Origin of the sequence: Massilia timonae, assembly GCF_001866515.1 — a bacterium.
Taxonomy (GTDB): Bacteria; Pseudomonadota; Gammaproteobacteria; order Burkholderiales; family Burkholderiaceae_D; genus Telluria; species Telluria timonae.
The window spans coordinates 2,684,834-2,696,592 of the sequence record NZ_JRYB01000001.1; the positions used below are offsets into that span (position 1 = coordinate 2,684,834).

The following is an 11,759-nucleotide window of genomic DNA, read 5'->3' on the forward strand; positions in this document are numbered from 1 at the left end:
GCCGACGGGCAAAAGTTGCTATTTTCTTGTTACAGGATATTGGTAAACGTGGCGATCGCGTTACAGAGTGTATCGCTCTCTTTGCCCCGCAGGGAAAGGGGGTAGAATCCACTCAGTCATAAATTCGGAGAAACAAATGAAGCGGTCCCTGATGTTGTGTGTGGTGCTGTCGGCTTTCGCGTCATCGGGTGCATTCGCCCAGGCCGACCTGGCCAAGGCCAAGAATTGCATGGCTTGCCACACCGTCGCCACCAAGCTGGTCGGTCCTGCCTACAAGGACGTCGCGCAGAAGTACGCGGGCCAGAAGGGCGCCGAGGACAAGCTGGTGCAGAAGGTGCTCAAAGGCGGCGCCGGCACCTGGGGGCCGATCCCGATGCCGGCCAATCCGCAGGTGAGCGAGGCCGAAGCGCGTTCGCTGGTCAAGTGGGTGCTGGCGACCAAGTAATCGCCTGAAAAGACGCACGAAACGAAGCGCGCCTGCGTGAGCATGGCGCGCTTGTTCGTTTACGCGTTCGCGGCTTGCCGCCCACGCCTGGGATATGACAGGCCGCACCGCATGCGCGGATGCACGGCCAGGTCGGCTACACTGGTGGCCCACCTACCAGGAGCGACCATGAGCATGATTCGAACCGCAAGCATCGCATTGAGTATGGCCACCTTGTGCGCTACGAATGCGTTTGCGCAGCAAGTCAACATCAAGCCTGGACTGTGGCAGATCGACATGACGCTACCCGGCCAGGCAGGGGGCAATCAGATGGCGGGTATCGTCGCGCTGATGAAGAGCCAGATGGCCTCGATGCCGCCCGCCCAGCGCGCGGAAATACAAAGAAGGCTCGGCGCCAGCGGCACGGAATTCACCGACGATGGCTTGCGCACCAAACAGTGCATTACGAAAGAAGACATCGCGAAGTTCGACGTGTTTGGTAAAAAAGGTCCTGAAGGCTGCACCAGGAACGCGACGCCGACGGCTGGCGGCATGAATGTGAGCATGCAGTGCAACCAGCCGCAAGTGAAAATCGATGCTGTCGTGAAGACCCCGAGCGACACTGCCTACACCTTCGACTCGACTGCCACGATGGCCGGTCCAGGCGGCGCGATGATGACCCAGAAAACCAGCGGCACTGGCAAATGGCTGGGCAGCGACTGCGGCAATATGGCGCCGGTGTCCGGCCAGGGATGAATGCGTTGCGCGCGGCCCAACGACCTGGCATGGACGAAGCACAGCGCCGCGCCACACGTTCCGGTCTTCGGAAGGCGCTGAACACAAGCTCGTTCAGCGCGTGATGCGCCGCCTGGCGACGTCCGCCAGCGCCTTCGACAGGTCGCGGGCGCCGGCCTCGCCGCTGGCGGCCATGTAGCCGCGCACGTAGGCGGCCTGCTTGGCGATCTGGCTGCCGCCGCCCTTGAGTTCCTCGAGCAGGTGGTCGGCCACCGCCATGTCGTTCAGGAGGCCAAGGCGGTCCTGCAGCTTTTCCAGGTGGCCGACGTAGCGCTTGACGCGGCGCGCCGGCAGCAGGTCGCGGAAGAATTCGGCCGCGTAGCGCGCCTTCTTGGCGGCGATGCGCACCCGGTGGCGACCAGGCGCGTCGCCCTCGTCCAGGCCGTCGATGCGCCTGGCCAGGCGCTTCTCGGCCTTGCGCAGCAGGGGCAGGGCGGCCCTGGCGGCGCGTTCGGCCAGGGGCGAATCCTTGTCCAGCGTGGCGTCGAGACGCCAGCGACGTTCGCCGAGCCATTCGTTCAGCTGCGTCATCAGGTCACGGTAGCGCGGCTCGCGCAGCACGTTCAGGATGTGCGCGTGATGCGCGTTCGCGCGCTCGTGCGCGGCCTGGCGCAGCGCCGTCGCGTCGAAACCGTGGACCCGGTCGAGGGTGGAGTCGGCCAGCACGTCCCAGTCGCGCGCCGGTCCCAGTTCGCCGGACAGCCATTCGATGTCGGCGTGCAGGGCGACCGGCGGCGCGGCCAGGTCCTCGAACATCGCAAGCAGCGCGCGCAGGCGGCGCAGGCCCACCCGCATCTGGTGCAGGCTTTCGACGTTTTGCTTCAGCACGCCCGGCACGTTGGCCTCGATCTGGCGGACGCAATTCAGGCCGATGCTCTGGAACGCGTCTTCCAGCGTCATGCGCCCGCGCAGGCGCACCGGTTCGGCCTTGACCGGGCGGATCGGTTTCTCCTTCGGCAGCGGCTGGTCTTCTTTCGGATCTTCCGCGGCCGGCGGGGTGGCGGCGGCTTCCCGGCTCAGTTCCTGGTCCAGCTGCTGGAACGACTCCAGGCCGCTCGCCGCGGTCTCACGCGGCTGGGAAGCCGCCGTCGGGGTTGCCTTGGACACCGGCTGCGCCGGTTTTTGTTGCTTGGCCATGATGGTCCTTTCACTGACATGACGTCGATGACTCGAGCATACTCTTGCTCACTGCCCGGCACGCTTCATCATGACAGGAAGGTGACATCGGAAGCGCGGGGGCGGCGCCTATTTACCGATCCGGTAGATCACGTCCACGCCCTGCACCAGCTTTTGCACGCCCACCAGAAGCGGATCGCGCACCGCCGCGACCGGGGTATAGCGCGGGCCGTCGGTCGCCAGTCCCATCGCGTTCGACAGGTTCTTCAGCGGCGCCAGCGCCACGCCGTTCGCCGGTCCCAGCCTGGCGCCGATGCCGCGCGCGATGTTCTGCGCCTTCAGGCGCGCCGCAGCCAGGGCCTGGCTCACCAGTTCGGCCTCGATCTTGTCGGCGTCGCTGCGGCTGAAGGCGACCGCCAGCGACTCGACGTTCGGCATCGTCATCAAGGCCTGGATCAGCGCCGTCCAGCCATCCAGGTTGCGCACCGTGGCGTGGACCGCGGCGCGGGTCTCGATCGCTGGCACCGTATCGCCCTGTATATCGGCCTGCCTGAGTGGACGGCGCAGCAGGTCCTGCACCGCGATGTCCTCGACCGCGACACCGTGCTGCGCGAGCAGCGCGCGGCTGGCCTCGAGCCGTTCGCTGACCAGCTTCCAGGCCGCTTCCAGGTCGGGCTCCAGGCTGACGATCTCGAAATCGATCTCGCCCGTGTCCGGCATCACGTGCAGGTCGGCGGCGGCGTTCACGTGGATGAAGGGGTAGGCCGGCAGGTCGGCCGCGTGGGCGGGTGCGAACGCGGCGCAGGAAGCGATGGCGAATTTGACGGCGAGTTTCTTCAGCATGACGGTCCTTGTGAGGCGGGACGATTCCCGGCGACAGTCAGCTTAGGTTATCTAGACATTGATGTCTAAAATGGCGGCGGCATTTCATGCCGCGCGGGTAGCGTCAGTCGCAGAAGCGCCGGTAGGCGCGGTCGCGGAAGTAGTGGGCCAGGGCATCGGGGCCATGGCCCGGATCGCACAGGGCGACGTGGCCGTCGGGCCGCACCAGATAGTGGGCGTTGCGCGCGAAGCCGGCCGCTTCATGGCGCGCGCTCCAGGCGAATTCGCGTAACGGCATGCCGTGCAGCTGGCACCAGGCGCGCAGGCCGTCGCCCGCCTCGCCATAGACCTGCACCTGCCAGTCCATGTTCTCCAGCGGCGCGTGGTTGTCCGCGCCGTCAGCGTCCACCCAGGGCAGCCGGTCGCCGGCCTTGACGCTCCCCGCGCTGCCGATGCTGAGCGGGCTGTCGTGGTAGCTGATCGTGATCTGCGAGACGATCTTGAAGATCAGTTCGCGCACGGTGTCGACGCCGTAGGCGACCGTGGCGAACAGCGGCGCAATGCGGGTGCGCACGAAGTCGGCGAAGTTGCCCTCGGCGGTGATGAAGTTGAACATGCGGTCGGTGGTGTCGACCAGCTTGCGCGCGAACGCCAGGCGCTCGGTCTCGTAGCTGTCGAGCAGGCTGTCCGGCGCATCGTGGCGCACCACGGCGGCCAGCTTCCAGGCCAGGTTGACGGCGTCGCCGATGCCGGTGTTCATGCCCTGGCCGCCGGCCGGGCTGTGCACGTGGGCGGCGTCGCCCACCAGGAACACCTGGCCGCTGCGGTAATGGCTGGTCACGCGGTGGTGCACGCGGTAGGTCGAGAACCAGTGCACCTGGTCGACCCGCAGGCCCAGGCTGGACAGGGCGCTGTGGCCGACGTCGTCGAAGGTGTAGGGGCCGGCGCCGTGGCTGTCGGTGGAGATGCGGTGCACGGTGCCGATCAGGCGTCCGCGGCCGGTGTCGGTATAGGGCAGCATGATGACGAAGTCGGACGTCTCGAGCGAGACGTGCACCTCGCCGTCGGCCGCCACGCCGGCGGCCTGGACGTCGGCGACGTAGAAGACGTGGTCGTAGGTGCCGCCCGGGAAACCGGCGCCGAGCTTCTGGCGCACGGTGGAGCTGGCGCCGTCGCAGCCGGCCAGGAAGCGCGCCTCGCATTCGCGCAGGCCGCCGTCAGCATCGCGCAGGCGCGCCACCACATAGTCTTCGCGGTCCTCGAAGGCGACCAGCTCGACCGGCCGCTGGACCTGGACCCCGGCCTGCCCGAGATGGCGCAGCAGCAGCCGCTCGTGCAGGTCTTGCGGATACACCAGCACGAAGGGGTAGGGCGTGAGCTTTTCGCCGGCGTCCTGGAACGACAGGCGCGCGCGGCGCTTGCCGCGCACCCACATATTGAGGGCGATGTTGCGCTTGCCGGCGGCGATCGTTTCGTCGGCCAGGCCGAGCTGGCGGTACAGCTCGAGGGTGCGCGCCTGGACCGCCATCGCGCGCGAGGTTGTGCCGGGCTGCGCCGCCTTGTCCACGACCGCGACCTTCACGCCCTGGCGCGCCAGCCACAAGGCCAGCACCAGGCCGGTCGGCCCCGCGCCGGCGATGAGCACGTCGTACCTGTCCACGGGCTTCTCCTTCATCCGTCCTACTCAGATGCCCGCGTGGCGCAATGGTTCCGTGGCCGTCGGCCCGGTGCGTTCTACTCCACCACGAAGGCCAGGTCGCGTCCCTCCTGCGCCAGATTGCCGGCGAAGTCGGCGGCGTGGATGCGCAGCGTGTAGCGGCCGGGCGCGAGCTCGCCGATGCGCCAGCTGCCGGTCTCGATCTCGCCGTCCTGCAGGCGGTTGCCCAGCGCATAGTCGAACTGGGTCGACTTGCTGCCATAGACCGTGATGCCGCTGGTCGGCGCGTAGACGGCCTTGACGGCGTCCTGGTTGCGCGGCAGGCGGTCGAAGACCTGGGTGATGACGGGCTGCCCGAAGCCGGGCAGCGGCGTGCCGTCGGCCTGCAGGAGCTGGTAGCCCAGCTTGTACAGGCCGAGCTTGCGGCGCGCCAGGTTGCCGTTCACCTGGTCGTAGGCATTCACGACCACCTGCACCTCGCCCAGGCTGCGGGTCAACAGGATCGGCTGGCCCTTCTTCGCCGTGATGCGCTTGCCGGCGCCGTCGTACAGCGCGATGCGCTGGATGAACGGCGGGACGGTGTCGGTGAAGCCCGTAAAGGGAAGTGTGAGCGGATTGACCACCGCGCCGCCCTGGTAGTAATCGAGGTGGACGTGGGCCATGGCGTTGATGGTGCCGAGCGCATCGCCCACCGCGAAGCGGGTGCCGCGCGGCACCCGCACGCGTTCAGCTTTACCTTTGGCGTCACGCAGGATCTGGAAACGCGGATCGAGCGGCCGGCCCTGTGGGTCGCGTCCGACGCGCATGTGGATATACGAGAGCGGGCCCACGCTCAGGCCTTCGCTGAGCGTGTTGAAGCCCCAGTTGGCATGCGGGTCGGTCACTTTCGACGGGAACACCGCCAGCACCTTCGCGCCGACGTCGGCGCGCACGTCCAGGCCGGCGTGGAAATGGTGGCGGCTGTCGCCGTTGTAGGCGCCGCGCACCTCGCCCATCACGCCGACGACTTCATGGACCATGTCTTGCGGGCCGACCGGCCACGGCATCGGTTCGGTGCGCGTGACCAGCGCCGGCCGCGCCAGCACCGGCGCCGGTTCGCCCTCGCGCGGCGGCGCCAGCCGGTGCACGCGGTGGGCATTGGCGTCCGCCACCACCAGGCTGCCGTCGCGGCCGACCGCGATGCCGCGCGGACCGTACAGCTGCACCGTGCCGTCGCTGCCGAAGCCGTTCGGATCGAGCGGGCGGTCGACGTCCTGCAGCGGGCGCATTTCTCCTTCCGGCGTCAGTTGCAGGATGCGGCCGCCGGCGCTGGCGGCGATGTACAGGTAGCCGTCGCGCGTGAGCGCCAGGCCCGCCGGACGCCGCAGCGGCGGCCTGGTCTCGCCTTCGAGCGGGATCGCCAGCGTGTCGACCGTGCCGTCGGGCTTGATGCGGCGCACCGCGTGGTTGCCGGTGTCGGCCACGTACAGCGTGCCGTCGCGGCCGGCCGCCAGCGCGCTCGGGGTGTCGAAGCCGGCGTCCAGCAGCGCGCCATCCAGCAAGCTGGGTTTGCCATTGCCGGCCAGCGTCGTCACCATGCCATCGGGCGCGATGCGGCGGATGCGGTCGTTGTAGGTGTCGGCCACGTAGACGATGCCGGCGTCGTCCACCGCGATGCCGACCGGGCCGTTGAACTGGGCCGCACGGCCGATGCCGTCCAGGTAGCCGGGGCTGCCGCTGCCGGCCACCGTGGTGACCGTTCCGTCGGGCGCCACCTTGCGGATCGCATGGTTGCCGGTGTCGGCCACGTACAGGTTGCCTTCATGGTCGAGCGCCAGGGCGGACGGGGTGTGGAAGGCGGCCGCGGCGCCGATGCCGTCGGCAAAGCCTTCCTTGCCGCCGGCCAGCGTCGAGACCGCGCCGTCGGGCTGGATCAGGCGGATGCGGTTGGCTTCGCCCCCGTCGGCCACGTAGACCGCGCCGCGCGCGCCGATGGCCACGCCATAGGGATCGCTGAAGCGGCTCGCGCCCGCCGGCCCGTCGATCACGCCGTCGCGGCCGTCGCCCGCCAGCAGGCTCACGCGCGCCGGCCAGAATGGCGTGGTCTTCGCGACGGGCGGCGTCAGGATGGCCAGGGCGCCGGGACGTTGTTCGATGGTATCGGTGAAGTAGACGGCCGTGCCGATGGCCAGGATGGCGGCGCCCACGAGCGCGGCGATGAGGGAAGTTCGTTTCACTGGTACGGCCGGATGATTGCTGAACCTGCAATCTTAGCCGAAACCACCGATGAGACGGAAAACAGGAGAGGTGGCGCCGCCGGACGTGGTCACGGCGGCGCACAGGAGTTGCCTCGACAGGGAAAGGCCGCGGTCAGATACGCAGATCGTCCAGCGACTTGCCCTTGCCCAGCGCTTCGACGACCCATTTTGGCTGGCGGCCGCGGCCGGTCCAGGTCTGGGAATTGTCGGCCGGGTTGTGGTATTGGGGATTCACCTTGGCGCCGCCGCCTGCTTTCTTGCTTTTGCCAGTGCCCTTGGCCAGCAATTCTTCCACCGAGATTCCCATATTCTGGGCGATCTCGAGAATCTGCTCGCGCGCTTTCTTGACGTCTTGCTGCTGGCGGTTTTTGATCTCCTTTTCGATATCGAATTGAAGACCCTTCAGCTCGGCGAGGTTATAACCCGACAGATCGATGTTTGCCATTTTGTTTCATCCTTGATTAGGTGATTCGATTCGTTTCGAAGTGCCGCGCAGCGATTTTACTATTTAATCGCCGAATATGAATGACAATCGTGCGCGGGGTGATTTCGAATCAAATACATGGCAAATCGTTAATGCATGTGGGGTTATTTTCCCAGGTTCTGGAGATGGGCAATTTCTTGTGAAACGGCGCGGGTCACGACCTGGCCCAGGGATTGATGCAGGCTCGCGCGAATTTCGGCCGAAAAACCCGCCATCGCTTTATCCACCGCTTCGGCGATGCCGTCACGCAGTCGCTGTTCGAGCACGAAATCGATCCGGCCCTGCAATTGCTGCAGCACGCGTTCGGTCAGGCGTCGTTCCATGACGCTCCACTGCTCGCCGCTCCAGCGGTCGGCGGCCCGCCGTTCCAGGGCTTCCGGGGACTCCGCGTCATCGGCGCCGTTCGTTCCGGTCGTGGCGCCGGCTGCCGCAGCCGCAGCCGCAGCGGGAGCGCTTGACGCCACTGGCGCGGCAGGCGCCGGCGAGTCGGCGACGACCTCGGTCAATACGGGAATGCTGGCATCGAAAGCGGGATCCTGGTTCATGTCTGTCCTGCGACGAAGTGGGTCAATGGATAGGATTGCCTTTTATAGGCGACATAGCGTTTGCGTCCCTCTGCGGCATCGTCTTCATCAAGCGAAATGATTTCGAACACGCGCGCGAATTGCGCGAAATTGTTCGGCATGCGGCGCGTGAGGTTCACCAGCATATCGTGGTGCGGCAGCGCCGCGTCTTCATTATCGGTAATCACGATCGGCGTCTGCGGCGCCAGCGGATCGCCGGCCAGCACGTGCGGAATGAAATCGGTATCCCCCACGTTCCACAGCGCCGCATTCAATGCCTCGGCCTGTTCAGGGCTTTCTGCCAGCACCACGACTTTGGCGCGCGCGCCATATGCCTTGCGCGCCAGCCGGCAGGCATAGGACAGCTTATCGGGGATATTGGTATGGAAGTCGATCCGGGTCATGACATCACTAAAAAGAGGAGGGCTTTCGCCCTCCGGTGCAGTTTCCTGCGCAGTTTTCCAAATGATCAGGCATTCATGCCGCTATGGCGCAGCAAAGCATCGATCGAAGGTTCGCGACCGCGGAAGGCCTTGAACGATTCGAGCGCCGGCCGCGAGCCGCCCACGGCGAGGATCTCGCGGTGGAAGCGCTGTCCGGTCTCGAACAGGTCGGCCCCGGATTCGACGGCTTCCTCGAATGCGGCATAGGCGTCGCTGGATAACACCTCGGCCCATTTATAGCTGTAATAGCCGGCCGCGTAGCCGCCCGCGAAGATATGGCTGAACGAATGCTGGAAGCGGTTGAACGACGGCGGCGTGATGACGGCGAAGTTGCGGCGGATGTCGTCGACCAGTTCCTGCACCTGCTGGCTGTGCGGATCGAAGTCGTAGTGCAGGTGCATGTCGATCAGCGAGAACTCGACCTGGCGCAGGGTCTGCATCCCGGACTGGAAGTTCTTCGCCGCCAGCATCTTGTCGTACAGCGCGCGCGGCAGCGGTTCGCCGGTCTTGTAGTGCGCGGTCATCTGCTGCAGCTTGTCCCACTCCCAGCAGAAGTTTTCCATGAACTGCGACGGCAGCTCCACCGCATCCCATTCGACGCCCGAGATGCCGGCCACCGACAGTTCTTCGACTTCGGTCAGCATGTGGTGCAGGCCGTGGCCGAATTCGTGGAACAGCGTGGTCACTTCGTCATGCGTGAACAGCGACGGCTGCAACACGCCGTCCACCATCGCCGGCGGCGTGAAATTGCAGACCAGGTAGGCGACCGGCGTCTGCACCGCGCCGTCGGCCAGCAGGCGGCGGCCGCGCGCGTCGTTCATCCAGGCGCCCTGGGCCTTGCCGGCGCGCGCATACGGATCGAGGTAGAACTGGCCGACCAGCTGGCCGTTGCGCTCGATGCGGTAGAAGCGCACGTCCGGGTGCCATACGGGCGCGTCTTCGGGAATCACGTCGGCCTCGAACAGCTGGCGGATCACGCCGAACAGGCCTTGCAGCACCTTATGTTCGGGGAAGTATTCCTTCACTTCCTGGGCCGAGAAGGCATAGCGCTTCTCGCGCAGCTTTTCGGAGGCGTAGGTGACGTCCCAGGATTGCAGATCGTCGATGCCAAGCTCGGTGCGCGCGAACTCGCGCAGCTCGAGCAGGTCTTTCTCGGCGTACGGACGCGCGCGGCGCGCCAGGTCTTCGAGGAATTCGATCACGTGCTGCGGGCTCTGCGCCATCTTGGCCACCAGCGAGACGTCGGCGAAGCTGCCGTAGTCGAGCAGGCGCGCTTCTTCGTTGCGCAGCTTGAGCAGGTTGACGATATTGGACGAGTTGTCCCACTTCTCGACCTCGGTGAACATGATGCCGGCATCCGACGCCTTGGTGGCGCTGGCGCGGTAGATCGTTTCGCGCAGCGCGCGGTTGTCGGCGAACTGCAGCACCGGGAAGTAGGACGGGAAGTGCAGGGTGAACAGCCAGCCGCTCTTGCCATCGCGCTCGGCGGCGGCCTTGGCGGCCTGCTTCACGTCGTCCGGCAGGCCCGCGAGTTCTTCTTCGTTCTCGACCACCAGCTTGTAGTCGTTGGTCGCGTCCAGCACGTTTTCCGAGAAGCGCGTCGACAATTGCGATTGCTGCTCCTGGATCTCGGCGAAGCGCGGCTTTTTATCTTCCGGCAGTTCGGCGCCGCCGAGGCGGAAGTCGCGCAGGGCGTTTTCGACGATGCGCTGGCGCACAGGGTTGAGGCTGTCCCAGTGCGGGCCATTACGCAGCTGCTTGTACTTGGCGAACAGCGCCTCGTTCTGGCCGATGGCAGTGGAGAACTCCACGACCTTCGGCTGGTTCTCGTTATAGGTGGCGCGCAGCTCGGGCGTGTCCACCACGTGGTTCAGGTGGCCGACCACGCCCCAGGCGCGGCCCAGGCGTTCGCTGGCGTCGTCGAGCGGGGCCAGGGTGTCCCAGGTGACGTCATCCACCGGGGCTTCGAGTTGCGCCACGATGGCATTGGCGTCAAGGATCAGCTGCTCGATGGCGGGCGTGACGTGCTCGGGCTTGATCGCGTCGAAGCGCGGCAGGCCGGAAAAGTCGAGGAGGGGATTGGTAGCGGTCGTCATCGTAGTCCTTCCATATTCGTTAATCACTGGTACGCCGAACGCTCATGCAGATGCCATGGCAGCCAATGAGCGGCCATGGCGCCATGACGGGCTTACGCCAGGCCTGGTTTCGGTTCCATGCCCGACGCCTGGCCCGCCGGCGGCTGGCCGCTGGCGTGCACGCGCTCCGCGGACTCGAGGGTATTCATCAACAACATCGTGATCGTCATCGGACCGACGCCGCCAGGCACTGGAGTGATGTGCGACGCCACCTCGGACACGCCCGCGAAATCGACGTCGCCGCATAGCTTGCCCGCGTCGTCACGGTTCATGCCGACGTCGATCACGATCGCGCCCGGCTTGACCATCTCTGCGGTGAGGGTATTGCGGCGGCCGACGGCGGCCACGATCACGTCGGCCTGGCGGGTGTGGTAGCCCAGGTCCGGCGTTGCGCTATGGCAGATGGTGACGGTGGCGTTGGCTTGCAAGAGCAACAGGGCCATCGGCTTGCCGACGGTATTCGAGCGGCCGATCACCACTGCGTGCTTGCCGCGCAGGTCGATGCCGGTGGTCTCGATCAGCTTCATGCAGCCGTACGGGGTGCAGGGGCGAAAGCCCGGCAGGTTGGCCACCAGCTCGCCGGCCGACAGCACCGAATAGCCGTCGACGTCCTTGGCGGTCGAGATGGCCTCGATGACTTTCGACGGGTCGATGTGCTTCGGCAGCGGCATCTGCACCAGGATGCCATGGATGGCCGGGTCCGCGTTCAATGCTGCAATGCGGTCGAGCAGGGCTTGCTCGGAAAGGTCGGCCTCGTATTTCTCGAGCACCGAATGGAAGCCCACGTCGCCGCAGGCCTTCACCTTGTTGCGCACATAGACCTGGCTGGCCGGATCTTCGCCGACCAGGATCACGGCCAGGCCAGGCTGCTTGCCGGCGGCGGTGAGTTTGGCGGCGCGCGCGGCGATATCTTCGCGCAGTTGTTTGGAAAGGAGGACTCCGTCGATCAGTTGTGCAGGCATGGTGAAAGCTCGTCGCTGGGCAAAAAGAGAATTATACGGCCCACGCATGCAATCTCCTCCTTTCAGCGTATAAATGGGCCGTTTTTTGCCGCCGATCAGGCGCTCCGGTATACGATGTTCA

General features: G+C 66.0%; 11 protein-coding genes. 2 read left to right on the forward strand and 9 right to left on the reverse strand.

Features of this window, described 5'->3' with window-relative positions:
- The first annotated feature begins 136 nt into the window (after positions 1–136).
- Both LO55_RS11515 and LO55_RS11520 read left to right on the forward strand, forming a co-directional pair.
- Positions 137–445 (forward strand): c-type cytochrome, encoded by a 309-nt coding sequence (locus LO55_RS11515; protein ID WP_005665668.1) that lies wholly within the window; start codon positions 137–139, stop codon positions 443–445.
- Positions 446–613: 168 nt separating this feature from the next.
- Positions 614–1,180 carry a DUF3617 domain-containing protein gene (locus LO55_RS11520; RefSeq protein ID WP_005665670.1) on the forward strand — a complete coding sequence of 189 codons (567 nt, stop codon included), beginning with the start codon at positions 614–616 and terminating at the stop codon, positions 1,178–1,180.
- A gap of 93 nt (positions 1,181–1,273) precedes the next feature.
- On the opposite strand, the gene LO55_RS11525 is transcribed toward LO55_RS11520, so the two are convergent.
- From LO55_RS11525 to folD, 9 genes are all read right to left on the reverse strand, one after another.
- Complete coding sequence (locus LO55_RS11525; protein WP_005665672.1) at positions 1,274–2,356, reverse strand: CHAD domain-containing protein; 1,083 nt, start codon at positions 2,354–2,356, stop codon at positions 1,274–1,276.
- Between the two features lie 108 nt (positions 2,357–2,464).
- Positions 2,465–3,178 carry an SIMPL domain-containing protein gene (locus tag LO55_RS11530; protein ID WP_005665674.1) on the reverse strand — a complete coding sequence of 238 codons (714 nt, stop codon included), beginning with the start codon at positions 3,176–3,178 and terminating at the stop codon, positions 2,465–2,467.
- A gap of 103 nt (positions 3,179–3,281) precedes the next feature.
- Positions 3,282–4,817 carry an FAD-dependent oxidoreductase gene (locus LO55_RS11535; RefSeq protein ID WP_005665675.1) on the reverse strand — a complete coding sequence of 512 codons (1,536 nt, stop codon included), beginning with the start codon at positions 4,815–4,817 and terminating at the stop codon, positions 3,282–3,284.
- 74 nt (positions 4,818–4,891) lie between these two features.
- On the reverse strand, positions 4,892–7,030 hold the full coding sequence (locus LO55_RS11540; protein WP_071361548.1) for an NHL repeat-containing protein: 2,139 nt from the start codon (positions 7,028–7,030) through the stop codon (positions 4,892–4,894).
- Positions 7,031–7,163: 133 nt separating this feature from the next.
- Positions 7,164–7,496 (reverse strand): H-NS histone family protein, encoded by a 333-nt coding sequence (locus LO55_RS11545; RefSeq protein ID WP_005665677.1) that lies wholly within the window; start codon positions 7,494–7,496, stop codon positions 7,164–7,166.
- 143 nt (positions 7,497–7,639) lie between these two features.
- On the reverse strand, positions 7,640–8,080 hold the full coding sequence (locus LO55_RS11550) for a DUF2486 family protein (protein WP_071361549.1): 441 nt from the start codon (positions 8,078–8,080) through the stop codon (positions 7,640–7,642).
- The gene (locus tag LO55_RS11555; RefSeq protein WP_071361550.1) at positions 8,077–8,502 is read right to left on the reverse strand and encodes a DNA polymerase III subunit chi; all 426 of its coding nucleotides are present in this window, start codon (positions 8,500–8,502) and stop codon (positions 8,077–8,079) included. The genes LO55_RS11550 and LO55_RS11555 overlap by 4 nt, the downstream gene beginning before the upstream one ends.
- 65 nt (positions 8,503–8,567) lie before the next feature.
- The gene (locus LO55_RS11560; RefSeq protein ID WP_071361551.1) at positions 8,568–10,637 is read right to left on the reverse strand and encodes a M3 family metallopeptidase; all 2,070 of its coding nucleotides are present in this window, start codon (positions 10,635–10,637) and stop codon (positions 8,568–8,570) included.
- 92 nt (positions 10,638–10,729) lie between these two features.
- Complete coding sequence (gene folD, locus LO55_RS11565; protein ID WP_051205037.1) at positions 10,730–11,638, reverse strand: bifunctional methylenetetrahydrofolate dehydrogenase/methenyltetrahydrofolate cyclohydrolase FolD; 909 nt, start codon at positions 11,636–11,638, stop codon at positions 10,730–10,732.
- Between the last annotated feature and the right edge of the window lie 121 nt (positions 11,639–11,759).

Excerpts from the sequence above, each read along its gene's own strand:
- LO55_RS11515 (WP_005665668.1), top strand. The coding sequence starts at position 137 with ATGAAGCGGTCCCTGATGTTGTGTGTGGTGCTGTCGGCTTTCGCGTCA.
- LO55_RS11520 (WP_005665670.1), top strand. The coding sequence starts at position 614 with ATGAGCATGATTCGAACCGCAAGCATCGCATTGAGTATGGCCACCTTG.
- LO55_RS11525 (WP_005665672.1), bottom strand. The coding sequence starts at position 2,356 with ATGGCCAAGCAACAAAAACCGGCGCAGCCGGTGTCCAAGGCAACCCCG.
- LO55_RS11530 (WP_005665674.1), bottom strand. The coding sequence starts at position 3,178 with ATGCTGAAGAAACTCGCCGTCAAATTCGCCATCGCTTCCTGCGCCGCG.
- LO55_RS11545 (WP_005665677.1), bottom strand. The coding sequence starts at position 7,496 with ATGGCAAACATCGATCTGTCGGGTTATAACCTCGCCGAGCTGAAGGGT.
- LO55_RS11550 (WP_071361549.1), bottom strand. The coding sequence starts at position 8,080 with ATGAACCAGGATCCCGCTTTCGATGCCAGCATTCCCGTATTGACCGAG.
- LO55_RS11555 (WP_071361550.1), bottom strand. The coding sequence starts at position 8,502 with ATGACCCGGATCGACTTCCATACCAATATCCCCGATAAGCTGTCCTAT.
- LO55_RS11560 (WP_071361551.1), bottom strand. The coding sequence starts at position 10,637 with ATGACGACCGCTACCAATCCCCTCCTCGACTTTTCCGGCCTGCCGCGC.
- folD (WP_051205037.1), bottom strand. The coding sequence starts at position 11,638 with ATGCCTGCACAACTGATCGACGGAGTCCTCCTTTCCAAACAACTGCGC.